This is a genomic window from Paraburkholderia tropica (assembly GCF_014171495.1).
In the GTDB taxonomy this organism is placed as follows: domain Bacteria; phylum Pseudomonadota; class Gammaproteobacteria; order Burkholderiales; family Burkholderiaceae; genus Paraburkholderia; species Paraburkholderia tropica.
Genome location: NZ_CP049134.1, coordinates 2,846,925 through 2,871,118, shown reverse-complemented (window position 1 = coordinate 2,871,118; position 24,194 = coordinate 2,846,925). Strand labels below are relative to the sequence as shown.

General features: G+C 66.2%; 21 protein-coding genes and 1 pseudogene. 9 read left to right on the top strand and 13 right to left on the bottom strand.

The window, feature by feature from the left end; all coding sequences use genetic code 11:
- The first annotated feature begins 12 nt into the window (after window positions 1–12).
- Entirely contained in the window at window positions 13–879 is an 867-nt protein-coding gene (locus G5S35_RS12930) for a class I SAM-dependent methyltransferase (protein ID WP_124261832.1), read from the top strand.
- Between the two features lie 112 nt (window positions 880–991).
- Here the strand turns inward: G5S35_RS12930 and G5S35_RS12925 are convergent, their stop codons facing one another.
- A complete protein-coding gene (locus tag G5S35_RS12925; RefSeq protein ID WP_183038363.1) occupies window positions 992–1,600 on the bottom strand; it encodes a DUF1415 domain-containing protein in 609 nt (202 codons plus the stop codon).
- A 72-nt stretch (window positions 1,601–1,672) separates the two neighbouring features.
- A complete protein-coding gene (locus tag G5S35_RS12920; RefSeq protein ID WP_183038362.1) occupies window positions 1,673–2,338 on the bottom strand; it encodes a TetR/AcrR family transcriptional regulator in 666 nt (221 codons plus the stop codon).
- 153 nt (window positions 2,339–2,491) lie between these two features.
- On the opposite strand from G5S35_RS12920, the gene G5S35_RS12915 reads away from it, so the two are divergent.
- The 3 genes from G5S35_RS12915 (at window position 2,492) to G5S35_RS12905 (ending at window position 6,114) form a co-directional block, all read left to right on the top strand.
- A complete protein-coding gene (locus G5S35_RS12915) occupies window positions 2,492–3,775 on the top strand; it encodes an MFS transporter (RefSeq protein ID WP_183038361.1) in 1,284 nt (427 codons plus the stop codon).
- A 145-nt stretch (window positions 3,776–3,920) separates the two neighbouring features.
- Entirely contained in the window at window positions 3,921–4,523 is a 603-nt protein-coding gene (locus G5S35_RS12910) for a nitroreductase family protein (RefSeq protein ID WP_065062648.1), read from the top strand.
- 280 nt (window positions 4,524–4,803) lie between these two features.
- On the top strand, window positions 4,804–6,114 hold the full coding sequence (locus G5S35_RS12905; RefSeq protein ID WP_065062812.1) for an Hsp70 family protein: 1,311 nt from the start codon (window positions 4,804–4,806) through the stop codon (window positions 6,112–6,114).
- Between the two features lie 142 nt (window positions 6,115–6,256).
- Here G5S35_RS12905 and G5S35_RS12900 read toward each other — a convergent pair whose 3' ends face one another.
- Window positions 6,257–6,460, bottom strand: a complete 204-nt coding sequence (locus tag G5S35_RS12900) for a cold-shock protein (RefSeq protein WP_027797379.1) — start codon at window positions 6,458–6,460, stop codon at window positions 6,257–6,259.
- Window positions 6,461–6,893: 433 nt separating this feature from the next.
- Here G5S35_RS12900 and G5S35_RS12895 point away from each other — a divergent pair, with 433 nt between their 5' ends.
- Entirely contained in the window at window positions 6,894–8,489 is a 1,596-nt protein-coding gene (locus G5S35_RS12895; RefSeq protein WP_074987131.1) for an APC family permease, read from the top strand.
- A gap of 106 nt (window positions 8,490–8,595) precedes the next feature.
- Here G5S35_RS12895 and G5S35_RS12890 read toward each other — a convergent pair whose 3' ends face one another.
- From G5S35_RS12890 to G5S35_RS12860, 7 genes and pseudogenes are all read right to left on the bottom strand, one after another.
- Entirely contained in the window at window positions 8,596–9,393 is a 798-nt protein-coding gene (locus G5S35_RS12890) for a DODA-type extradiol aromatic ring-opening family dioxygenase (protein ID WP_074987130.1), read from the bottom strand.
- Between the two features lie 151 nt (window positions 9,394–9,544).
- Window positions 9,545–10,153: a UbiX family flavin prenyltransferase gene (locus G5S35_RS12885; protein WP_183038360.1), complete on the bottom strand. Its 609-nt coding sequence runs from the start codon at window positions 10,151–10,153 to the stop codon at window positions 9,545–9,547.
- A 153-nt stretch (window positions 10,154–10,306) separates the two neighbouring features.
- Window positions 10,307–10,618, bottom strand: coding sequence for a Grx4 family monothiol glutaredoxin (gene grxD, locus G5S35_RS12880; protein ID WP_028214777.1), 312 nt, complete (start codon window positions 10,616–10,618; stop codon window positions 10,307–10,309).
- A gap of 94 nt (window positions 10,619–10,712) precedes the next feature.
- Window positions 10,713–11,567: a peptide chain release factor N(5)-glutamine methyltransferase gene (gene prmC / locus G5S35_RS12875; protein WP_124261830.1), complete on the bottom strand. Its 855-nt coding sequence runs from the start codon at window positions 11,565–11,567 to the stop codon at window positions 10,713–10,715.
- 43 nt (window positions 11,568–11,610) lie between these two features.
- Window positions 11,611–12,693 carry a peptide chain release factor 1 gene (gene prfA / locus G5S35_RS12870; RefSeq protein ID WP_065062639.1) on the bottom strand — a complete coding sequence of 361 codons (1,083 nt, stop codon included), beginning with the start codon at window positions 12,691–12,693 and terminating at the stop codon, window positions 11,611–11,613.
- A gap of 240 nt (window positions 12,694–12,933) precedes the next feature.
- Window positions 12,934–14,202: pseudogene (hemA, locus tag G5S35_RS12865) on the bottom strand (glutamyl-tRNA reductase); the annotation flags it as partial.
- 72 nt (window positions 14,203–14,274) lie between these two features.
- A complete protein-coding gene (locus G5S35_RS12860) occupies window positions 14,275–14,976 on the bottom strand; it encodes a response regulator transcription factor (RefSeq protein WP_065062637.1) in 702 nt (233 codons plus the stop codon).
- 198 nt (window positions 14,977–15,174) lie between these two features.
- Here G5S35_RS12860 and G5S35_RS12855 point away from each other — a divergent pair, with 198 nt between their 5' ends.
- The 3 genes from G5S35_RS12855 to G5S35_RS12845 all read left to right on the top strand — a co-directional run bounded on the left by G5S35_RS12855 (window position 15,175) and on the right by G5S35_RS12845 (window position 18,088).
- Complete coding sequence (locus G5S35_RS12855; RefSeq protein WP_183038359.1) at window positions 15,175–15,438, top strand: hypothetical protein; 264 nt, start codon at window positions 15,175–15,177, stop codon at window positions 15,436–15,438.
- 154 nt (window positions 15,439–15,592) lie between these two features.
- On the top strand, window positions 15,593–17,407 hold the full coding sequence (locus G5S35_RS12850) for an aminopeptidase P family protein (protein ID WP_183038358.1): 1,815 nt from the start codon (window positions 15,593–15,595) through the stop codon (window positions 17,405–17,407).
- 57 nt (window positions 17,408–17,464) lie between these two features.
- Window positions 17,465–18,088, top strand: a complete 624-nt coding sequence (locus tag G5S35_RS12845; protein WP_074987127.1) for an HAD family hydrolase — start codon at window positions 17,465–17,467, stop codon at window positions 18,086–18,088.
- Between the two features lie 39 nt (window positions 18,089–18,127).
- Here the strand turns inward: G5S35_RS12845 and G5S35_RS12840 are convergent, their stop codons facing one another.
- From G5S35_RS12840 to ychF, 3 genes are all read right to left on the bottom strand, one after another.
- Window positions 18,128–19,318: a DUF748 domain-containing protein gene (locus tag G5S35_RS12840; protein WP_074987126.1), complete on the bottom strand. Its 1,191-nt coding sequence runs from the start codon at window positions 19,316–19,318 to the stop codon at window positions 18,128–18,130.
- 219 nt (window positions 19,319–19,537) lie between these two features.
- On the bottom strand, window positions 19,538–21,202 hold the full coding sequence (gene ettA, locus G5S35_RS12835) for an energy-dependent translational throttle protein EttA (protein WP_065062627.1): 1,665 nt from the start codon (window positions 21,200–21,202) through the stop codon (window positions 19,538–19,540).
- A 215-nt stretch (window positions 21,203–21,417) separates the two neighbouring features.
- Window positions 21,418–22,512, bottom strand: a complete 1,095-nt coding sequence (ychF, locus tag G5S35_RS12830) for a redox-regulated ATPase YchF (protein WP_065062625.1) — start codon at window positions 22,510–22,512, stop codon at window positions 21,418–21,420.
- 340 nt (window positions 22,513–22,852) lie between these two features.
- Here ychF and G5S35_RS12825 point away from each other — a divergent pair, with 340 nt between their 5' ends.
- Window positions 22,853–24,025: a UbiH/UbiF family hydroxylase gene (locus G5S35_RS12825; protein ID WP_065062623.1), complete on the top strand. Its 1,173-nt coding sequence runs from the start codon at window positions 22,853–22,855 to the stop codon at window positions 24,023–24,025.
- The last annotated feature ends 169 nt before the right edge of the window (window positions 24,026–24,194 follow it).

The following is a 24,194-nucleotide window of genomic DNA, read 5'->3' as shown; positions in this document are numbered from 1 at the left end:
TTTTTTGTCCCGATGTCCAGCAAGACCTACGAAATCCGTCCGAATCAGTCGATCGAGCTCCTGAAGGAGCTCCATATCCTGACGCGCGACGGCAAGATGAACCAGGACAGCCGCCGCAAGCTGAAGCAGGTCTATCACTTGTTCCAGTTCATCGAGCCGCTGCTCAACGACCTCAAGCAGGATGGCCGCGACGTCACGCTCGTCGATCACGGTGCGGGCAAGTCCTACTTGGGATTCATTCTGTACGACCTGTTCTTCAAGGGTCTGTGCGACAACTCGCGCATCTTTGGTATCGAGACGCGCGACGAGCTCGTGCAGCGCTCGGAGGAACTGGCGGCGCGGCTCGGCTTCAAGGGGATGTCGTTTCTGAATCTCTCGGTGGCCGACTCGATCACGTCGACGCAACTGCCGTCCACGGTCGATATCGTCACGGCGCTGCACGCCTGCGATACCGCCACCGACGACGCGCTGCGCTTCGCGCTCAAGAAGCACGCGCGCCATATCGTCGTGGTGCCGTGCTGTCAGGCCGAAGTGGCGGGCGTGCTGCGTCGCAACAAGGGCAAGTCGCTCGGCCAGGCGCTCACGGAAGTGTGGCGTCACCCGTTGCATACGCGTGAGTTCGGCAGCCAGATCACCAATGTGCTGCGCTGCCTGCAACTGGAGGCGCACGGCTATCAGGTGAGCGTGACGGAACTGGTGGGCTGGGAGCACTCGATGAAGAACGAGCTCATCGTGGCGCAGTACAAGAATCTGCCGCGGCGCCGGCCGGCGGAGCGGCTCAACGAACTGCTCGACACGTTCGGGATTGCCGAGCTGCGCGAGCGTTTCTTCGTCGACGACGGCGAGGCGTCGCCCGCTCAGGCGACCGAGGAAGCGTAAGCGCGGCGCGCGCGGCCCGTGCTGACGGGCCGCTGTGCGTTATGTGCGTTATCCGCGCTATCTGCGCGATTTCAGGTGATCGTGGGGATCGTCACCTGATCGGCAGGACGACTTACTGGTCGTCGCGCTGGCTCATCCACGCGCGCCAGCCTTCGAGACCGAGGCGGCGCATCGTTTCCTGATTGCGTTCGTAGATGTCGGCGGCGTCCGGGAAGGCGTCGGCGGCGCGCTCGATGCTCGCCTCGCGCAGCAGGTGCAGGATCGGATAGGGCGCGCGGTTCGTGTAGTTCTCGATGTCGTCGGGCTGCGTGCCCTCGAACTGATATTGCGGATGAAAGCTCGCAATCTGCAGTTCGCCGTCGAGACGCAACTGGCCGAGCAGCAGATCGGCGAAATGGAGCGCGTCGTTGTAGTCGAGAAAATCGGCGAGCGCGTGCGGCAGGATCAGCAGCGTCGTGTCGATGTCCTCCGCGCAGCTGTCCGCGAGCGTGCGCAGTTCGGTTTCGAGATCGGTTAGCACACCTTCCAGATCGGTCGCGTCGCTGATCGCGTATCTGATCTGGCCCTTTACATGCACGCTTTTCGCGAACGGGCAGAGATTCAGCCCGATCACCGCGCGCGTGAGCCAGTGGCGCGTGGCGTCGAGAATGGCGGCGCGCTCGGGGTGCGCCGGGTCAGGCGTGGTGTTGGCGGTATCGGGTGTATCGGATGTATCGGTCATCGCGGCATTTTACCGGTGCGGTTCGTGCGCCCGCTGCGGCGAAGGGCGCGCGGGTTGAAGGCTGGCGCGAGATCAGGCGACCGGCGCGCACGCCGCTTCGATCAACAGTTTCGCCATGCGCGGCGCCGCCTGAATCGGGCCGCAGCCGGGTCCGTAGGTCTGGCTCGCGGCGTAGACGCCCTCGACCAGCAGCGCCAGTTCGTTCGCGAGCGACGCCGCGTCGGTCGCGCCCGCCGCCTGCGCCAGTTCGGTGAGGCGCGCGATCAGCCGCGTCTTGTTATCGGCCACGCTGTGCCGCGCCGGATGCGCCGGATCGGGAAACTCGGCCGCCACGTTCACGAACGGACAGCCGCGATAGTCGGGCGCCGACGCGCGCGCCGCCAGATCCTCGAACGCCTGCATCAACTGCTTCGCCGGTTCGCCCGGATGCTTCGCGGCGCTCGCGTCGAAGCGCTCGAAAAAGCGCACGTCGCAGCGCTTCAGATACGCGACCACCAGATCGTCCTTCGACGAAAATTGCCGGTACAGACTCATCTTGTTCACGCCCGCGCGCTCGACCACGGCTTCGACGCCCACGGCGCGCACGCCTTCGCGGTAGAACAATTCGTCCGCGGCGGCAAGCAGGTGCTCCTGGGCGCGCGGCCCGGCCGTCTGGGTGCGCGAGCGGCCCGCGCGCGCGGCGGCCTTGGCGGGCGCGGCGATGGCGGGATCGGTCGGGTTGGGGTGGCGCGTGGACATGGCAGGACATCTCGTCGTCAGGGACATGCTTGACATGTTACCGAGCGGTCACTACTATCGCAACACACTTGTGACCGAGCGGTAACAATCCGGTCGATCGGCAAGACGCAGATCAGCGGACGATTCAAGCCAAACAACGAACGTGGAGCACGGATGAACTGGGCAGCGAGATGGGTCGGCGGGCGTTTCCACTATGGATGGCTCGTGGTGGCGGTGGTGTTTCTGGTGCTGCTGGCGGCGGCCGGCACGCGCGCAACGCCGAGCGTGATGATGGTCCCGCTCGAGCATCAGTTCGGCTGGAGCCGGGCGACGATCTCGCTGGCGATTTCGGTGAACATCGCGCTTTACGGGCTGATGGGGCCGTTTGCGGCGGCGGCGATGCAGCGCTTCGGCGTGCGGCCGACGCTGCTGGCGGCGCTCGCCACGATGGGCGCGGGCGTGGCGCTGTCAGCGCTGATGACGCATCCGTGGCAGATGATCCTGATCTGGGGCGTGATGGTCGGTGGCTCGACCGGCGTGGCGGCGTTGTCGCTGTCGGCGACGGTCGTCACGCGCTGGTTCACGACGCATCGCGGCCTCGCGATGGGCATACTCACCGCGAGTTCGGCCACGGGCCAGCTCGTGTTCCTGCCGTTCCTCGCGGCGATCGCCGAAAAGCACGGCTGGCAGCTCGTCGTGCTGGTCGTCGCGGCGGCCGCCGCCGTGGTGCTGCCGCTGGTCGCGTTCCTGCTGCCCGAGCGCCCGGCCAGCCTGAAGCTGCGTCCGTTCGGCGAAGAGCCCGACGCGCCGGTCGCGCCGCCCGCGCCGCAGCAGAATCCGATCAAGCTGGCGTTCGGCGCGCTCGCGTCGGCGAGCCGCACGCGCGACTTCTGGCTGCTGTTCTTCAGCTTCTTCATTTGTGGCGCGAGCACCAACGGCTATGTCGGCACGCACCTGATCGCCATGTGCGGCGACTACGGCATGACGGAAGTGCAGGGCGCGTCGCTGCTCGCGACGATGGGCATTTTCGACCTGTTCGGCACGACGCTCTCGGGTTGGCTCTCGGACCGCTTCAACAGCCGCGTGCTGCTGTTCTGGTACTACGGTCTGCGCGGGCTCTCGCTGATCTATCTACCGCACGCGTTCGGCATCGACTTCTTCGGTCTGCCGATCTTCGCGGTGTTCTACGGACTCGACTGGATTGCGACCGTGCCGCCGACCGTGCGCCTCGCCACCGACGTGTTCGGCAAGGAGCGCGCGCCGATCATCTTCGGCTGGGTGGTCGCGGGCCATCAACTGGGCGCGGCGTTCGCGGCGTTCGGCGCGGGGCTGCTGCGCTCGAGCCTCGGCACCTACACGGTGGCGTCGATGATCTCGGGCGGCTTGTGCCTGATCGCCTCGTTCCTCGTGCTGCGCATCAACCGCGCGCCGCGCACGGCGGGCGCGCAGACGGCCTGAGTCCGCGCAGCGGGGCTTGCGGATAATGCGTCGATCACGCGAAGGCGGCTGCACGTGCGCCGCCTTCGCCGTTTCAGCGCGTTTCACGCGGCGCGGGTATGCTGTGAGCCCCGGGCGAGCGCCCGCCAACAAGGACACATCAGGCATGACGAAGCAAAAACCCGCACCGACAGCCGTGCCCATCCACGAACTGATCGCCGGCCGCTGGAGCCCGCGCGCCTATTCGAACGAGCCGGTTTCGCGCGAGCATCTGCACGCGGTCATCGAGGCCGCGCGCTGGGCGCCGTCGGGCTACAACCTGCAACCGTGGCGCTTCATCGTGTTCGACCGCACGGCCGATGAGCCGGCGTTCAAACGCGCCTTCGCGACGCTCGTGCCCTTCAATCAGCAGTGGAACGCACCGGCGCCCGTGCTGGTGGCGGTGACGGCGCAAACGCTCAACGCCAAGGGCGAAGTGAACCGCACGGCGCAGTACGATGCGGGCGCGGCGGCGATGTCGCTGGTGCTGCAGGCGCACGCGCTCGGCCTCGCCGCGCACCAGATGAGCGGTTTCGACGTAAACGCGTTCCGCAAGGAATTCGGTCTGCCGAACGACGTGGAGCCGCTCGCGATCATCTCGATCGGCCATTACGGCGACGCCGAGAAGCTCGATCCGGTCCTGCGCGACCGCGAGAAGGCCGAGCGCACGCGCGCGAGCGTGGGCGATATCGCTTACGCGAACGCCTGGAAGCAGCCGTTCAAGGGCTGAGCGCGCCTGAGCCATGCTTGAGCACGCTTGAGCGCGGCCAAGCTGGCCGGTTTCCCGGCACTCGCAGGACTTCGGGGCGTTCAGCCGCAGCAGACGCAGGGCGGCCGGAGTGACACGCAGCGCGGCACGGGCCGCGCGTTTTATTTGCGGGGCCGAACCCCGTCCTTGCGGTTGCTCCGCGCCGCGCTTTCGTGATACAAAGCCGGTCCTCCCAGCCTTCCGTAATGCCGCGTGCGACGTGCCGCGCGGCGTTGCCATGACCCCCGCCATGAGCCCCGCCTTGACTGCCTCCCCGCATCCCGCCTCGAATTCAGCGTCGAACGCTGCCGCGCAACCCTTCTGCGCAATCGACTTCGGCACCTCCAACTCGGCCGTGGCGCTGCCGGGCGCGGCACCTGGCGACGCGATGCGCCTCGCGCCGGTCGAAGGCGCGCAGACCACGCTGCCGACCTCGGTGTTCTTCAACACCGACGAGCACACGCGCGAATTCGGCCGCGCGGCGCTGGCAGCCTATATCGACGGCTTCGACGGGCGTCTGATGCGCTCGATGAAGAGCATCCTCGGCTCGCCGCTCGCGGAGAGCACGACCGATCTTGGCGACGGCAGCGCGATCCGCTACACGGAAATCATCGCGATCTTCCTCGATCACCTCAAACGCAGCGCCGAACGCTGCGCGGGCGCGAGTCTCACGCGCGCGGTGCTGGGCCGCCCGGTGTTTTTCGTCGACGAAGATCCGCGCGCCGACAAGCTCGCGCAGGATCAGCTCGAAGCGGCGGCGCGCTCGGTGGGCTTCAAGGAGATCGAATTCCAGTACGAGCCGATCGCGGCGGCGTTCGATTACGAGTCGCGCCTGACGGAAGAGGGGCTGGTGCTGGTGGCCGACATCGGCGGCGGTACGTCGGACTTTTCGCTCGTGCGCGTGGGGCCGCAGCGCATGTCGCGCCTCGCCCGCAAGGACGACGTGCTCGCGCATCACGGCGTGCACGTGGCCGGCACGGACTTCGACCGCCGCGTCGAACTGGCGACGATCCTGCGCGAACTCGGCTATCAGTCGCTGGATCCGGAAGGCCGCGAAGTGCCGAACCGCGTCTATTTCGATCTGGCGACCTGGCATCTGATCAACACGGTCTACACGCCCAAGCGCGCGGCCGAACTCAAGCTCATGCGCCATCTATATAGTGACGCCGCGCATCACGATCGACTGATGCGCGTGGTCGACTGGCGTCTGGGGCATGCGCTGGCGGCGCATGCGGAGGAAGCGAAGATTGGCGTGTCGGCGGGCGGTCAGACGATGATCGATCTGGAGCAGGTGGAAACCGACCTGCGGCTCGCCTTCGACGACGCCCAACTGGTGGAAGCCGGCCGTGAGGAAACGCGCCGCATCGTGGAAGCCGCGCGCGAAACCGTGCAGGCGGCGGGTGTGGCGCCGGGCGCCGTGAACGCGCTGTATTTCACGGGCGGTTCGACGGGTTTGCTGTTCCTGACCCAGGCGCTCGCCGAGGCATTCCCGCACGCGCAACCGGTGTTCGGCGACCGCCTCGCCAGCGTGGCGACGGGCCTGGGCATTCACGCGCAGCGCCTCTTCGCCTGAAGTCATCCGCACTGCGCAGTCGCCCGAATTCGTCAAAAACGACAGGCGACAAAAAACCCCACCTTCAGGAGGAAGCGTGGGGTTTTTCTGTAACCTTGCCTGTCAGGACCGAGGTTAGAGTCCTGAAGGTCGAAGACGGTATTTAGACCGGCTTGATGTTGGCAGCTTGCTTGCCCTTCGGGCCCGTGCGCACTTCGAATTGAACCTTTTGGTTCTCTTGCAGCGTCTTGAAGCCGTCAACCTTGATTTCCGAGAAGTGCGCGAACAGGTCTTCGCCGCCGCCGTCCGGAGTGATAAAGCCAAAGCCCTTAGCGTCATTGAACCACTTGACGGTACCGGTTTCCATATTACTTTCCTAAAAATGAATAAAGGCCGAAGCCACAGAGAGGTGCACGAAAATCAAGGAAGGGGTATGGGACCAGCCGGAGTACCGTTGATGGGCGAACTACGAAAGACCTATTCACACTCGCCGCTTGAAATCCTGCTCGATCTTTATACGGCTAATTCCCTGCCAGGTCAACCGGGACCCAGGGTAACTCCATAGAATTTTGCGGCAGGGTCGAAACAAACCCTTACAAAGCTTGCTAAGTTGCTGTTTTTTTTGTAGTGCTCGCACTTTTTTTAGCGCCTTTTGGCAGTGCAACCGTTAAACTACGCGCCGCGCAAGAGTTGCGCCTTCGGGTGCAATCGACCGCGCGCAGGTGCGACCGCCGCCGGAACCCCGCCCGCACAACAGACGGGGCACGCGGTGTCGAACTGCTCTTGATACAGGAGAAGACGTGAAAAGTTCTATTCAACGGAACATCGGCCCGTTCGCGCTGATGTTCACCGGCCTCGGGTCGATTATCGGTTCGGGCTGGCTGTTCGGCGCATGGAAGGCCGCGAAGATTGCCGGCCCCGCAGCCATCTGCGCCTGGGTGATCGGTGCCGTGGTCATTCTGGCCATCGCGCTCACCTACGCCGAACTCGGTGCGATGTTCCCCGAATCGGGCGGCATGGTGCGCTACGCGCGCTACTCGCACGGCGCGCTCGTGGGCTTCATCAGCGCCTGGGCGAACTGGATCGCCATCGTCTCGGTGATTCCGATCGAAGCCGAAGCTTCCATTCAATACATGAGCACCTGGCCCTACGACTGGGCCCACGCGCTGTTCGTCGACGGATCATTAACCCACTCGGGGTTGTTCCTGTCGGCGCTGCTCGTGATCGTGTACTTCATGCTCAACTACTGGGGCGTGAAGCTGTTCGCGCGCGCCAATAGCGCCATTACGATCTTCAAGTTCATCATCCCGGGCCTGACGATCATCGGCCTGATGACGACGGGCTTCCACCACGAAAACTTCGGCGAAGCGAGCACGTTCGCGCCGTACGGCTGGTCGGCGGTGTTCACGGCGGTCGCGACGAGCGGCATCGTGTTCGCGTTCAACGGCTTCCAGAGCCCGATCAACCTCGCGGGCGAAGCGCGCAATCCGTCGAAGAGCATCCCGTTCGCGGTGATCGGCTCGATCGTCTGCGCACTGGTGATCTACGTGCTGCTGCAGGTGGCGTACATCGGCGCGGTGAATCCGGCTGACGTGGCCAAGGGCTGGAACCTGTTCAACTTCAAGTCGCCGTTCGCCGAACTCGCGATCGCGCTGAACCTGAACTGGCTGGCGATCCTGCTGTACGTCGACGCATTCGTGAGCCCGAGCGGCACCGGCACGACCTACATGGCGACGACTTCGCGCATGATCTACGCGATGGAGCGCAACAACACGATGCCGTCGATCTTCGGCAACGTGCACCCGTTCTACGGCGTGCCGCGCCCCGCGATGTGGTTCAACCTGGCCGTGTCGTTCATCTTCATGTTCTTCTTCCGCGGCTGGAGCTCGCTGGCGGCGGTGATCTCGGTCGCGACCGTGATCTCGTACCTCACGGGCCCGATCAGCCTGATGGCGCTCAAGCGCGCCGCGTCGGACATCGAACGCCCGCTGTCGGTGCCGTTCATGAAGGTGATCGCGCCGTTCGCGTTCGTCTGCGCATCGATGATCCTGTACTGGGCGAAGTGGCCGCTGACGGGCGAAATCATCCTGCTGATGGTTGTCGCGCTGCCGGTGTACTTCTACTTCCAGGCGAAGCAGGGCTTCGGCGGCTGGGGCCAGGATCTGAAGGCCGCATGGTGGCTGTGCGCCTACCTGCCGACGATGGCCGTGCTCTCGCTGATCGGCTCGAAGCAGTTCGGCGGTCACGACCTGATTCCCTACGGCTGGGACATGCTGGTCGTCGCAGTGATCTCGCTCGGCTTCTACATCTGGGGCGTGAATTCGGGTTACCGCACGCCGTATCTGGAAGAGCGCAAGGAACACGACGAAGTGCTCGAAGGCATCGGCGCGCACTAAGTGACGCACCGGCCGCTGCTCGCAGCGGCAGCCTGAACCGGGAATAAACGCAGCAAAAAAAGCCCGCCTGAAGCGATTCAGGCGGGCTTTTTCACGTCCGGAGGTTTTACTGCGCCGTGGCGGAGCCGAACACGTAGTTCGTCATCGCCAGCGCGCGCTGGTAGGTGCCGAGCGACTGCACGCCGAGCGTGTAGTCGTCGTCGGCGGCGCCGAGCGCGGAGAACACCGGCAGCAGATGCTCGTCGGTCGGGTGCATGAGCACCGCATGCGGCGCCTTCGTCCGATAGTCGAGCAGCGCGTCGATGTCGCGCGCCGCGAGATGCGCTTCGAACCAGTCGGTGAACTCGGCCACGCGCGGATCGGCGTCCTCGCGACGCGCCGAGAAGTCGGCCTGACGCAGGTTGTGCGTGATCTGGCCCGAACCGACCACCATCACGCCTTCGTCGCGCAGTTCGCGCAGCGCGCGGCCGAGCGCGAAGTGATACGCGGCGTCGGCGCGTGGCTGGATCGAGAGCTGGGCGACGGGCACGTCGGCGTCCGGGAACATCAGCAGCATCGGCACCCAGGCGCCGTGGTCGAGGCCATGCGCTTCTTCGTCGACCTCGACGCCCTGCGCGCGCAGCAGCGCCGCCGCGCGCTGCGCGGTTTCGGGCGCGCCGGGCGCCGGATACTGGATCTCGTAGAGCGCACGCGGAAAGCCGTAGAAGTCGTGGATGGTCTCGGGCTGCGTCGCGATGCTCACCGCCGGACGCTGCGTGTACCAGTGCGCCGAGAGCATCAGGATCGATTCGGGGCGCGGCAGATGTTCGGCCAGCTTGACGAAGCCTTCGCGCGGCATCGACGGGTCGATCGGCAAGGTGGGCGCGCCATGCGACAGGAAAAGCGTGGGGGTACGGGTGGTCATGATCGTGAGCCGCGCGAGGCGGCCGGAAAAGTTCGCGTTGCGATCAATATAAGACCCAACTCTCGCGAATTAAATGTGCGGCAAGTGAATTGATTGTATCGCCGATGTTGATAATCGACGGAGCGCGAACCGGGTGCGGATCGTGGGGGAGTCAGTCGGCGTTGCTGCCGCGCAGTCCCGGCCAGGCGGGCGCGAGCGCCGGTCCGAGCGCGAACAGGTCGAGCACGCGCGCGACCGTGTGATCGACCATCTCGTCGATCGACGCGGGCTGGTTGTAGAAGGCCGGCAGCGGCGGGAAGATCACGCCGCCCATTTCGGTCACGGCCGTCATGTTGCGCAGATGCGCGAGGTTGAACGGCGTTTCGCGCACCAGCAGCACGAGGCGGCGGCGCTCCTTGAGCGTGACGTCGGCGGCGCGCGCGATCAGGTTGTCCGAGAGGCCGTGGGCGACGCTCGCGAGCGTCTTCATCGAGCAGGGCGCGACGATCATGCCGTCGGTCGCGAACGAGCCGGAGGCAATCGTGGCGCCCACGTCGCGCACCGAATGCACGACATCCGCGCGTGCGTGCAGGTCCTCTTTGCTGAGCTGCAGTTCGTGCTGGATGTTGAGCCAGCCCGCCGCCGAGATCAGCAGATGCGATTCCACGCCGCCCAGACGCCGCAGCGTCTCCAGAATGCGCACGCCGTAAATCGCGCCCGTGGCGCCCGTGATCGCGACGATCAGACGGCGGCGTGGAGCGTGGGACGAGGTGGCGTTCACGTGGGAGATCGGCGGAATTTGGGGAAGATAGGTGCGGGATCAATGCGGGAAGGCGCGCCGGTTCGAAACGCTGAAAAATCAGGCTTCAAACCGGCACGGAACGACAGGCGCAGGGCGCGCCGCCGTTCCGGAGCAAAACGGCAGAACGGCGGCTTAAGCCGCCGCGAACAGCTGCTGCAGTTCGCCGTTCTGATACATCTCCATCATGATGTCCGAACCGCCGATGAATTCGCCCTTCACGTAGAGCTGCGGAATCGTGGGCCAGTTCGAGAATTCCTTGATGCCCTGGCGGACTTCGTCGTCCTCGAGCACGTTGACGGTCTTGAACTGATCGACGCCGCAGGCTTTCAGGATCTGCACCGCGCGGCCCGAGAAGCCGCACATCGGAAACTGCGCGTTGCCCTTCATGAAAAGGACGACGGCGTTTTCGTCGACGATCTGCTTGATGCGCTGTTGGGTGTCCATGTCTGACCTTGGGATTGAGTGATGCGGAATACGTTGATTGCAGAGTGAAATGATAGCGGATTTCGCCCGCGCGAGCCGGGCGCGCTCGGCGCGGCTAGCCGGGGCGCCGGGTGCCGAAGCGCCCGCCGCTGATGCGTTCGATGCCCGCGAGATCCTGTTCCGAGCGCACCTCGTCGAAGCCGCGCGCGTCGAGCAGCGCACGCACCGCGGCGGCCTGATCGTAGCCGTGCTCCATCCAGAGCACGCCGCCCGCGACGAGCCGCGCGGGCGCGCCGTCTACGATCGCGCGCAGGCACGAGAGACCGTCGGCTTCGTCGGTGAGCGCGCCGCGCGGTTCGAAGCGCAGGTCGCCCTGGTCCAGATGCGGATCGCCGTTCGCGATATAGGGCGGATTGCTCACGATGACCTCGAAGCGCAGCGCGGCGTCGAGCGTGTCGTACCAGCTGCCCGCGACGAAGCTGAGCGCGCCGCCCGGGCGACGCGCGTCGAGCAGCTTCGCGGCGTTGCGCGCGGCCACGGCGAGCGCGGCGTCCGAGCGGTCGACCGCCCACACGTGCGCATCGGGCCGCGCCGAAGCGATCGCCACCGCAATCGCGCCGCTGCCGGTGCCGAGATCGAGCACGCGCGGCTGCGCGATGCCTTCGAGCGCGGCCAGCGCGGTTTCGACCAGCAGTTCGGTTTCGGGGCGCGGGATCAGCACGTCGGGCGTGACGTCGAAATCGAGGCCGAAGAATTCGCGCGCGCCGACGAGTTGCGCGATCGGTTCGCCCGCCACGCGGCGCGCTTCGAGCGCACGGAAAGCCGCGACCGGCGCGGCGTCGAGCGCTTCGTCGCCGCGCGTGATGAGCTGGGTGCGACGCCAGCCGAGCACGTGCATCAGCAGAATGCGCGCTTCGAGCGCGGGCAGCGGCGAGGCGCGCAGCAGGGCGTCGGCGGTGAGTTCGCTCATGATGCGTTCAGATGCGAGGTCGATGAATGATGTTCGGCGAGGTTTAGTCCGAGTCGCCGAGCGAAGCCAGCTGTTCGGCCTGATGCTCGGACAACAGTGCGCCGATCAGTTCCTCGAGATCGCCGTCCATGATCGCTTCCAGCCGATACAGCGTCAGATTGATCCGGTGATCCGTCAGACGTCCCTGCGGGAAGTTGTAGGTGCGAATTCGTTCCGAGCGGTCGCCCGAGCCGACGAGACTCTTGCGCGTGGCCGCTTCCTTCGCGTGCTGCTCCTGATACTGCTTGTCCTTGATGCGCGCGGCCAGCACCTTGAGCGCGCGATCCTTGTTCTTGTGCTGCGAGCGGTCGTCCTGACATTCCACGACGATGCCGGTCGGAAGGTGCGTCACGCGCACGGCCGAATCGGTCTTGTTGATGTGCTGACCGCCCGCGCCCGACGCACGGAACGTGTCGATGCGCAGATCGGCGGGATTGATCTCCACTTCGCCGATTTCGTCGGCTTCCGGCATCACGGCGACCGTGCACGCGGAGGTGTGGATGCGCCCCTGCGTTTCGGTGGCGGGCACGCGCTGCACGCGATGGCCGCCCGACTCGAATTTGAGCTTCGAATACGCCGCCTCGCCCGCGATGCGCACGATCACTTCCTTGTAGCCGCCCAGATCCGACTCGCTCGCCGACATCATTTCGATCTGCCAGCGATTGCGTTCCGCGTAGCGCAGATACATGCGCAGCAGGTCGCCCGCGAACAGCGCCGACTCGTCGCCGCCCGTGCCCGCGCGGATTTCGAGGAACACGTTGCGGTCGTCGTTGGGGTCCTTCGGCAGCAGCATCATCTGCAATTCCTGCTGGAGCTGCGCCATGCGTTCGCGCGAGGCTTTCACCTCTTCTTCGGCGAAATCGCGCATCGACGCGTCGCTGAGCAGGTCCTTCGCGGCCGTTTCGTCGTCCTTCGCCTGACGCCACAGCGCATAGTGCTCGACCACCGGCCCGATTTCCGCGTGCTCGCGTGTGAGTTTGCGGTACTGGTCGCGGTTGGACGTCACGTCGGGACGGCTCAACAGGTCGTTCAGCTCGGCCAGACGCGTAGTCAGCTGGTCGAGCTTCGATTGCATGCTCGTTTTCATCGGGGCGGTACGGAGCGGGCTCCGGGTAGGACTGCGGGAAAGGGCGGTGGGCGGAACGCCCGGAAATGCGTGCGCACGTAGCGTGCGCGCGGGTCATGGCAGAGTCTGCGCCATGGGCTGCGGCGAATGCCGCTAACGGTCCGAAGAGCCGGACGCGTTGGACGCCGCGTCGAGATTCGACGCCTGCGTGGAGGTTTCGGGCGCGGCTTCGTCGGTCTTGCCGACCTTGGCCGGCTGACCGTGACGGTAGAAACCGCTCATCATTTCGATGAGCGAGTCGCGCTGGTCGCCGCTCGACGAGTTGAGCGCCTGCGTCGGACCGTGGATCAGCTTGTTGGTCAGCGACTGCGAAAGCGCTTCGAGCACGGCGGACGGATCGTCGCCGCGCGCGAGCATCTTGCGCGCGCGTTCGAGTTCGGTGCGGCGCAGCGTGTCGGCCTGCGTGTGCATGTGGCGGATGACCGGCACGATGCTGCGCGTGTCGAGCCACTGCATGAAGTTCGCGACGCGCGTTTCGATGATGGTTTCGGCCTGCGCGACCGCCGCCTGGCGCGAGGCGTTGCCTTCGCGCACGATCGTGCCGAGGTCGTCGACGGTGTAGAGGAACACGTCTTCGAGCTGGCCGACTTCGGCTTCGATGTCGCGCGGCACCGCAAGGTCGACCATGAAAATCGGGCGGTGACGGCGCGCCTTCACCGCGCGCTCGACCGCGCCGAGACCGATGATCGGCAGCGTGGACGCCGTGCACGACACGATGATGTCGAACTCGTGCATGCGCGTGGGCAGTTCGGACAGCGGAATCGACTTGCCGCCGAAACGCTCGGCCACATAGCGGCCGCGCTCGGCGGTGCGGTTCGCGACCACCAGTTCGCGCGGCTGCTGGGCGGCGAAGTGCGCGGCGCACAGCTCGATCATTTCGCCCGCGCCGATGAACAGCACGCGCTGGTTGGCGATCTTGTCGAAGATGCGCTGCGCGAGACGCACGGCGGCGGCGGCCATCGACACCGATTGCGCCCCGATTTCCGTGGTGCTGCGCACTTCCTTCGCGACCGCGAAGGTGCGCTGGAACAACTGGTTCAGATAGGTGCCGAGCGCGCCGGCCTCGGTGGCCGTGCGCACCGCGGTCTTCATCTGACCGACGATCTGGGTTTCGCCGAGCACCATCGAGTCGAGCCCCGAGGCCACGCGGAACGCGTGACGCACGGCTTCGGACTGCGGCAGCGTGTAGACGTGCGGCGCGAGTTCTTCGGCGCGGATGCCATGGTAGTGCGAGAGCCATTCCACGGCGGAATCGCGCGAGCTTTGCGCGTCGGTGGCGCAATAGAGCTCGGTGCGGTTGCAGGTGGAGAGGATGGCGGCTTCGGGCGCGCTGAGGCTGCGGCGCCCGCCGGACCACGCTTCCTTGAAGAGCGCGAGGGCCGGCTTGATCTGTTCGAGCGGAAACGCCACGCGTTCGCGCAAGGCGACGGGCGCGGTGTGGTGATTGATTCCGATCGTTAGAAGCTGCATACCATGGGGCGAAGATTTAGGCGGATATTATAACTTTTCCGCGCATCTGACATTGTCGCCCGCAATGTCGGGCTATTCCGCTGGGCTTATAGGCAGCCGCTCAAGCTGATAACCAAAGCCGTACAGCGTCGTCAGACGCCAGCCATGCTCGGGCCCGAGCTGCAATTTGCTGCGCAGCCGCGAGGCGTGCGTGTCGAGCGTACGCGACCTTACGTCGCGGTTCAGATTCCACACCGTTTCGAGAATGCGCGCGCGCGAAACGGGGCGCGAGGCGTTCGTAAACAGCAGCAGCGCGAAGCGGAATTCCTTCGGTGTCAGCGTGACGGTCTGGCCCCGAAACGACACCTGGTAGCGCGCCGAATCGAACAGATAGTCGCCGAAACCATGGCGCGCGCGGTTGCGCGGACGGCGTACGCCGGCGCGGCGCAGCAGCGCGTCGATGCGGGCGAGCATTTCGGGGCCGCGCACGGGCTTGCTGATGCAGTCGTCGGCGCCCGCCTGGAGACTGCCGACGATCTCGCTTTCGTGCGGCGAGGCCATCAGCACGATGGCGGGCAGGCCGGGCAGCAGACGGCGCGCGTGCGGGATGAGGTCGTCGCCGCTCTGATCGCCGCACCAGTGCGCGGCGATCAACAGGTCGAAGGTATCGTCTTCGAGCGCCGCCATGAGCGGCGCGGCGTGCGCAAAATGCCGGCACGCGTGACCGCCCGCGATGAGCAGGCGTTCGACGAGTTCAGCATGACGCGCGTCAGGTTCGACAAGGGCGATTCGCATAGCAGTTTCCAGCCGCGGCGGGCCGGGCGCGCTTGCCTTGCGCCATCCCGCCCCCTACACTCAACCGCTACGCGGAAAGCGCCGAGCCGACCGTTTTTCAGTGAAAGCACTGTTGTTAATGAGACAAAAAGAAATGCTATTCGCCGCGCAGCGACGGTCCTATCGGACTTTTCTGAAAATCCCTAGGACAAGTCGCTAATGGGCTGGCTCGGCATCGTCGTGCTGGGAGTCGCGGTGGGTCTGGCGGGCTGGCTGTTCCATCCGCGTCGCCGTGCCTCGGGCGCCGCATCGGGCGGCCTCGCGCTCGCCGTCGTGGCGGCGCTGGCCGGCGCGGCGATCGCCAAGGCCGCCGGGCGCGCCACGGGCTTCTTCTACGACGGCGAACTGCTCGAATGGCCGGTCTGCACGGCTGCCGCATTCGTGTGTGTCGCGGTGGCAGTCGCGCTGCGCGCGCGACGCTGACCTCTCCCGCTTTCCGGCACGCTGACTTGCGCCTTCCTACGTCCGCCTCCGCTTTCTCTTACGCCCGCTGCGCGGTCCGGCCACACGCCGGCGCACCCGATCTCGCATCTTTCGGCACACTTGAGGTGCCGGTCCCACATCCGCAGGTGAAACCATGAACGCCCGACTTCCCGAAACGTCCACGATCCCCCAACGCATCGCCGCGCTGCGCGCCGCGATGGCGAGCGCGCACGTCGATGCGGCTCTCGTGCCGTCCGCCGATCCGCATCTGTCCGAATATCTGCCGGGCCGCTGGCAGGGGCGCGAGTGGCTATCGGGCTTCACGGGGTCGGTCGGCACGCTGGTCGTGACGCAGGATTTCGCGGGCGTGTGGGTCGACAGCCGCTACTGGGTGCAGGCCGAGCAGCAACTGGCCGGCACCGGCATCCAGCTGATGAAGATGATGGGCGGCCAGCAGACCGCGCCGCACGTCGACTGGCTCGCGCAGAACGTGCGCACGGGCGGCACGGTGGCCGTCGACGGCGCGGTGCTCGGCGTGGCCTCGGCGCGCGCGCTGGCCGACGCACTGGCGGCGCGCGGCGTGACGCTGCGCACCGACCTCGATCTGCTCGACGACGTCTGGAGCGGCCGCCCGACGCTGCCGCTCGCGGCCGTCTACGAGCACGCCGCGCCGCACGCCGACCTGCCGCGCGCGGGCAAGCTGGAGCAGGTGCGCCGCGCGATGGCGGAGAAGGGCGCGCAGTGGCATTTCGTGTCGACGCTCGACGATCTCGCGTGGCTCTTCAACCTGCGTGGCGCCGACGTGAGCTACAACCCGGTGTTCGTCGCGCACGCGCTGATCGGCCCGGACGACGCCACGCTGTTCGTCGCCGACGGCAAGGTGAACGCCGACCTCGCGCAATCGCTCGCGCGTGACAACGTGCGCGTCGCGCCCTACGCCGATGCCGCGACGGCGCTCGCTGCGCTGCCCGCCGACGCGTCGCTGCTGGTCGATCCGCGCCGCGTGACATACGGGCTGCTGCAAGCCGTCGCGAAGGCGGTGAAGCTCGTCGAATCGGTCAATCCGAGCACCTTCTTCAAGTCGCGCAAGACGGCGGCGGAAGCCGACCACGTGCGCGCAACCATGGAGCAGGACGGTGCCGCGCTCGCCGAATTCTTCGCGTGGTTCGAGGCGGCGCAGGGCCGCGAAGCCATCACCGAACTCACCATCGACGAAAAGCTCACGGCCGCGCGCAAGCGCCGTCCGGGTTTCGTGTCGCTCTCGTTCGGCACGATCGCCGGTTTCAACGCGAACGGCGCGATGCCGCACTACCGCGCGAGCGCCGAGTCGCATGCGGTGATCGAAGGCGACGGCCTGCTGCTGATCGATTCGGGCGGCCAGTACCTCGACGGCACGACCGACATCACGCGCGTCGTGCCGGTGGGCACGCCGAGCGCCGAACAGAAGCGCGATTTCACGCTCGTGCTCAAGGGCATGATGGCGCTCTCGCGCGCGCAGTTTCCGCGCGGCATCCGCTCGCCGATGCTCGACGCGCTCGCGCGTGCGCCGATCTGGGAAGCGGGCGCCGATTACGGCCACGGCACCGGTCACGGCGTGGGCTACTTCCTGAACGTGCACGAAGGCCCGCAGGTCATCTCGCACTACGCGCCCGCCGAGGCGTGGACGGCGATGGAAGAAGGCATGATCACGTCGGTCGAGCCGGGCATCTATCGTCCGGGCAAGTGGGGCGTGCGCATCGAAAATCTGGTGCTGAACCAGGCCGCGGAAAAGACCGAATTCGGCGATTTCCTCAAGTTCGAGACGCTGACGCTGTGCCCGATCGACACGCGCTGCATCGACCTGACGCTGTTGCGCGAGGACGAGCGCGCGTGGCTCAATGCGTATCACCAGACGGTGCGCGTGCGCGTCGCGCCGCACGTGAGCGGCGATGCGCTCGCCTGGCTGGAAAAGCGCACGCAGCCGATCTGAATTTCGCTCGCTGAACGGCGAGGCCATTCACGGAGTAGCGACACGGAGTAGAGGCGCATGACGATCAAGGCAGTCGTGTTCGACTTCGGCGGCGTGCTGGTCGACTGGAGTCCCGAGTATCTCTATCGCGAGCTGATTCCCGACGACGAGGAACGCCGCTGGTTCCTCACGCACGTCTGCGCGATGGATTGGGTGATCCGCCAGGACGGCGGCGAGCTCATCGCCGTCGGCACCGAGGAGCTGGTCGCGAAGTTTCCGGAGCACGAAGCGCTGATCCGCGCGTTCTACGAGCGCTGGCACGAGATGATCGGCGGCCTGCTAGAAGGCGGCGTGGCGACGTTCGAGCGGCTGGAGGCGGCCAACGTGCCGATCTTCGGCCTCACGAACTGGTCCGCCGAAACCTTTCCGTGGGCGTGGGAGCGCTTCGGCATCCTGCGCCGCTGCCGCGACGTGGTGGTGTCGGGGCGCGTGAAGCTCGTGAAGCCCGATCCGGCGATTTTCCACGAGATGTTTCGCCGCATCGAAGCGCAGTTGCCGGGCGTGCGTCCAGGCGAACTCGTGTTCATCGACGACAACGCGCACAACGCGCAAGCCGCCACCGCGCTCGGCTGGCACGGCGTGCATCACACGAGCAACGCGCAGACCGACGCGCAGTTGCGCGCGCTCGGCCTGCCGGTCTGACGCGCGTTTTTTTACGCGGATTTCACCCTTTATCCGCGTTCATTTCGATGTCGACGAGGCGGGCGCGACCGGTTGCAGCAGGCTGCGCAGCGCGTCGGCGATACCCTTCGCGGTTTGCCCCGCGCCCTGCGCCACGCCTTGCGCGCTCACGCCGAGCGCCTGCGCGAAGCCCGCGCGCAGCTCGGTCATCAGGCTTTCGTCGAGACGGAATTTCGGATCGTGCAGATTGCCGTCGAGCACGAAACGCAGCCGGATATTGCCCTTGTGCGTCTTGAGCGCGGCCACCGCGGCGCGCGTGGGAATCGACAGAAACGTGTCGAGCGGGTCGCTGCTTTCGGCGAGTTGGAGTTGATGCAGCGTGATCGTGCCGGGCGCGTGGATGCGGTAGGCGCTCACCGTCGCGTTCAGGTCGAGGTCGAGCGTGCCGCCCGTGATGTTCGCCTTCGGCCCGGCCTTTTTCAGCAGATACGGATCGAGCATCGTGATGTCGACGCCACGCAGCGTCGTGCGCGTCTGCGAATCTTTGGTCGCGATGCGGATCCAGCCGCCGAAATTCACATGCCCCGTGTGCTGCGGCCCCTTGAGCGCGCCGCTCACCGCGACTTGCGTGGGCTCGTCGAGCGCGGGCAGATGCACGTGATCGACACTCGCCTGCGCCTCGCTGACCGTCACGCGCCACGGCGGAGTGCCCACCGAACGGTCGTAAAAGTCGAACGTGCCGTTGTCGAAGCCGATGTGATCGATCAGCTTGTCCGAAGACAGCTCGGTTTTGTCCGATGATGCCGTGCCCGCCGCACTACCTGATTCAGTCGGCGAGGCGGCGGCCATTTCCTCGCGCAGGTTCGGCAGGATCTGGATCGAGCCGTTCTGGCGGCGCAGGACCGTCATCGTGAAATGGCTGACCGTGATGTCGCGGATGTGCACGCGATGCGCGAGCAGCCCGCGCAGATCGGGCGCGATCGTGATGCGCTGCGCGCGCAGCGTGTCGGCGGTCGGCCAGTCGGGCGGCGGCTTGAGGCGCACGTCGTCGAGTTCGATCGAATCGAGCGTGAGCGAGACATGGATGCGCGAGGCCGTGCCGATCGGCGCGAGCAGCGCCTCGATGCGCGACTTCGCGTCGCGCTGCAACGCGTAGAGACCGATGAGCGCGCCGAGCACGAGCACCGCGACGACGATCGCCGCGATCAGGACGATGCGGGAAACAGGGCGCGGACGGTTCGGCGACGACATGCGGGGCACCTTGCGTGAAAGAAAGGATCGACGGCGTGGCGACTGCGCGGCGTGTGACAAAGGCCGTAGCGTAGCGCGTTCCCAGCAACCGCCATGCCGTGCGTGACGCCGCGCGCAAAAGCCGACGCAAAAGCCGACGCAAAAAAAACGGCGGCCCGCAGGCCGCCGTCGTTCGCCGCGCCGCTCAGTGGCGGTGCGCGATGGGGGAGTTCGACGCGATCAGCGCGAGATCGGCTTGTAGCGCAGACGCTTCGGACGCGCGGCTTCTTCGCCCAGACGCTTGATCTTGTCGGCCTCGTATTCCTGATAGTTGCCGTCGAAGAACGTGACTTGCGAGTCGCCTTCGAACGCCAGGATGTGCGTGGCGATACGGTCGAGGAACCAGCGATCGTGCGAGATCACCATCACCGAGCCCGCGAATTCGAGCAGGGCGTCTTCGAGCGCGCGCAGCGTTTCCACGTCGAGGTCGTTCGACGGTTCGTCCAGCAGCAGGACGTTGCCGCCCGAAATCAGCGTCTTGGCCAGATGCAGACGGCCGCGTTCACCGCCCGACAGGTTGCCGACGACCTTCTGCTGGTCGCCGCCCTTGAAGTTGAAGCGGCCGATGTACGCGCGCGACGGCGTTTCGTACTTGCCCACCGTCAGCACGTCCGCGCCGCCCGAGATTTCCTCGAACACGGTCTTGTTGGCGGCCAGCGCGTCGCGGCTTTGATCGACGTAAGCGAGCTTGACCGTCGGGCCTTGCACGATTTCGCCCGAATCCGGCTGCTCCTTGCCCGTGAGCATGCGGAACAGCGTCGACTTGCCGGCGCCGTTCGGCCCGATGATGCCGACGATCGCGCCCGCCGGAATCTTGAAGCTGAGGTCGTCGATCAGCAAACGGTCGCCGTACGACTTGCTGACGTTCTTGAACTCGATGACTTCGTTGCCCAGACGCTCGCCCGCCGGAATGAAGATTTCCTGCGTTTCGTTGCGCTTCTGGTAATCCGTGCTCGACAGTTCCTCGAAGCGCGCGATACGCGCCTTCGACTTCGCCTGACGGCCCTTCGGGTTCTGGCGCACCCACTCCAGTTCCTTCTTGATGGCCTTCTGGCGCGCCGATTCCGTGGCTTCTTCCTGCTTCAGGCGCTCTTCCTTCTGGTCGAGCCAGCTGGAGTAGTTGCCCTTCCAGGGAATGCCGTGGCCGCGGTCGAGTTCGAGAATCCACTCGGCGGCGTTGTCGAGGAAGTAGCGATCGTGGGTCACGGCGACGACGGTGCCCGGGAAGCGCGTGAGGAACTGTTCGAGCCACTCGACCGATTCGGCGTCCAGGTGGTTGGTCGGTTCGTCGAGCAGCAGCATGTCGGGCTTTTCGAGCAGCAGCTTGCACAGCGCGACGCGGCGCTTTTCACCGCCCGAGAGATTGCCGATCTTTGCGTCCCACGCCGGCAGACGCAGGGCGTCGGCGGCGATTTCGATCTGCTGTTCGGCGCTGCCGTCGGTCGTGGCGAGGATCGCTTCGTACTTGGCCTGTTCGGCGGCCAGCGCGTCGAAGTCGGCGTCCGGCTCGGCGTAGGCGGCGTAGATTTCGTCGAGCTTCTTCTGTGCGTTGAACACGTCGCCCAGACCTTCCTCGACGGCTTCGCGCACGGTCTTTTCCGGATCGAGCTGCGGCTCCTGCGGCAGATAGCCGATGTTCAGGTTGGGCATCGGCGTGGCTTCGCCTTCGATGTCCTTGTCGACGCCGGCCATGATCTTGATGAGCGTGGACTTGCCCGAGCCGTTCAGGCCGAGCAGACCGATCTTCGCGCCCGGGAAGAACGACAGCGAAATGTCCTTCAGGATCTGGCGCTTGGGCGGCACGATCTTGCCGACCCGGTTCATGGTGAAGACGTATTGGGCCATGAGAGTGTCTTTGGAGTCTGAAAAACGGGAGAAAAAAGGGCGGAATTCTGTCTTGCACCGCGCGATGTTCGCCATCGGGCGGGATGCGCAAACCGCTATTGTACGGGGCGCGGGCGGCGGGGGAGCGATGCGGGGCCGCGAGCGGCGCGGCGCATCGTCATCCGTAAAAAAGCCCGCTCACGAGCGGGCTTTTTCGGCGCTTGCGAAGACGTCGCTTAAACGTTGAACAGGAAGTTCATCACGTCGCCGTCGTGCACGACGTATTCCTTGCCTTCGGCGCGCATCTTGCCGGCTTCCTTCGCGCCGGTTTCGCCCTTGTACTGGATGTAGTCGTCGAACGCGATGGTCTGCGCGCGGATGAAGCCGCGCTCGAAGTCCGTGTGGATCGCGCCGGCAGCCTGCGGAGCCGTATCGCCCACGTGGATCGTCCACGCGCGCACTTCCTTCACGCCGGCCGTGAAGTACGTTTGCAGACCGAGCAGACGGAAGCCCGCGCGGATCACGCGGTCGAGGCCCGGCTCTTCCATGCCCATGTCGGCGAGGAACGCGGCCTTGTCTTCGTCGTCGAGATCGGCGATTTCGGCTTCGATCGCAGCGCACACGGCCACGACCGGCGCACCTTCGGCTTCGGCGTGCTTGCGCACGGCGTCGAGGTACGGGTTGTTTTCGAAGCCGTCGTCCTTCACGTTCGCGACGTACATCGTCTTCTTCGCGGTGATCAGGCAGAACGGCTTGAGGAGCGCCTGTTCGTCTTCGTTCAGGTCGAGCGCGCGAACCGGCTTGGCCTGGTCGAGCTGGGCGCGCACGCGCTCCAGCACGGCGACCAGCTTTGCCGCTTCCTTGTCGTTGCCCGACTTGGCGGCCTTCGAGTAGCGCGTGAGCGACTTTTCGACGGTGGCGAGGTCGGCGAGCGCGAGTTCGGTGTTGATGACTTCGATGTCGGCGAGCGGATCGACCTTGCCCGCGACGTGAATCACGTTTTCGTCTTCGAAGCAGCGCACGACGTGCGTGATCGCATCGGTTTCGCGGATGTTGGCGAGGAACTGGTTGCCCAGACCTTCACCCTTGCTCGCGCCCGCGACCAGACCCGCGATGTCGACGAACTCGACCACGGCCGGCACGACGCGCTCGGGCTTGACGATCTCCGAGAGCGCCTTCAGGCGCGGATCCGGCACTTCGACCACGCCGACGTTCGGCTCGATCGTGCAGAACGGATAGTTTTCGGCGGCGATGCCCGCTTTGGTCAGCGCGTTGAAGAGGGTGGACTTGCCGACGTTAGGCAAGCCGACGATGCCGCATTTGAGGCTCATGGAAATCTCTGCATGTCAGGGTGGCGACGTGCGGCGCGCCGGGCTCGGGCGTCCGCTGCCTGGCAGTGCCGGCGCTCGCCGGGAGGCGAGCCGGGGACGGCCCGGAATGCACGTCGGGGGCGTGACGCGACGTCACGAAAACCGTAATTGTAACCTTGTCCGCGCATGGCTTTGGTGAGCGGTGCGCCGCAAAGCCGGGGCGCGGAAAAGGGCGCTATCGGGCGACGCGTGGATGAACCGCAGGCACACGCCGCCCGCCCCCGGCCGCACGCGCTTGCCGCACCGCAACATCGCGCCCATCCGGCCCTGTCAGACAAGGCCCCACGGCTATAATGCGCGGATGACTGCAAGCAACCAGACCTTTGATGTCGCCGTGATCGGCGGCGGGCTCGTCGGCAAGGCGGCGGCGCTGGCGCTGACCCAGAACGGCCTGCGCGTGGCGCTGCTCGCGCAGCCTTGCGCGCCGCTGCCGCCGGGCGCCGTGTTCGACGCGCGCGTCTACGCCTTTTCGCGCAGCTCGCAGGCGCTGTTCGAGCGGCTGCGGGTCTGGCAGGCGGCGGATCCCGCGCGGCTCACGCCCGTCTACGACATGCGCGTGTTCGGCGACGCCGCCGCGGAACTGCACTTCTCGGCGTATCAGGCGTCGGTTTCGCAGCTCGCGTGGATCGCCGAATCGTCGCTGATCGAGCGCGCGATGGACTCCGCGCTGCATTTCCAGCCCAACCTCACGTGGATCGACTCGCGCGCGCAAACGCTCGACGTGAATCCCTCCGCCGCCGTGATCGGACTCGCGAACGGCCGCACGATCGAAGCCGATCTGGCCGTGGGCGCGGACGGCGCGCACTCGTGGGTGCGCGCGCAGATCGGCGCGACGGTCGAACGCCGCGACTATCGGCAGACCGGCGTGGTCGCCAATTTCCGCGCGGAAAAGCCGCACGGCGAATGCGCGTATCAATGGTTCCGCGACGGCGAGATCATCGCGCTGCTGCCGCTGCCCGATCAGCACGTTTCGCTCGTGTGGTCGGCGCAAACGGCGCACGCGGACGAACTGCTCAAGCTCGAACCCGAGCAGCTGGCCGCCGAAGTCGAGCGCGTCACGCAGCGTCAGCACGGCGCGCTCGAATGCGTCACGCCCGCGCGCGGTTTCCCGCTCTCGCTGCAAACCGTCGACAAGCTGATCGCGCCGCGCGTCGCGCTGGTCGGCGACGCCGCGCATCTGATCCACCCGCTCGCGGGGCAGGGCGTCAATCTCGGTCTGCGCGACGTGGCGGCGCTCGTCGACGTCGTCACGCAGAAGGAAGCCTTCCGCGATCTCGGCGACACCGTTCTGCTGCGCCGCTACGAACGCGGCCGCCGCGAAGACATTCAAAAGCTCGTCGTGGCCACCGACGGTCTGCAGCGGCTGTTCTCGGTGCCCGGCACGCTCGCGCGCGCCGTGCGCAACACGGGCATGGCCTTCGTGGGCGCGCAGCCGCTTGTCAAGCGCTGGCTCGTGGCGTCGGCGCTTGGCTGAGGGCGCGCCGGGCCCAAGCGGCACAGACCGCGCACAGCCCGCGCACAAACCGCGCTCGCGGTGACATTTCCGGTACCCCGCCGCTCGGCAGCTTAGAATGGATGGTTGAGTCAGCGGCGCACGACGGCAATGTCCCGTGACGTCGCCGCGCCGCCGGGTTCAGCGCAGG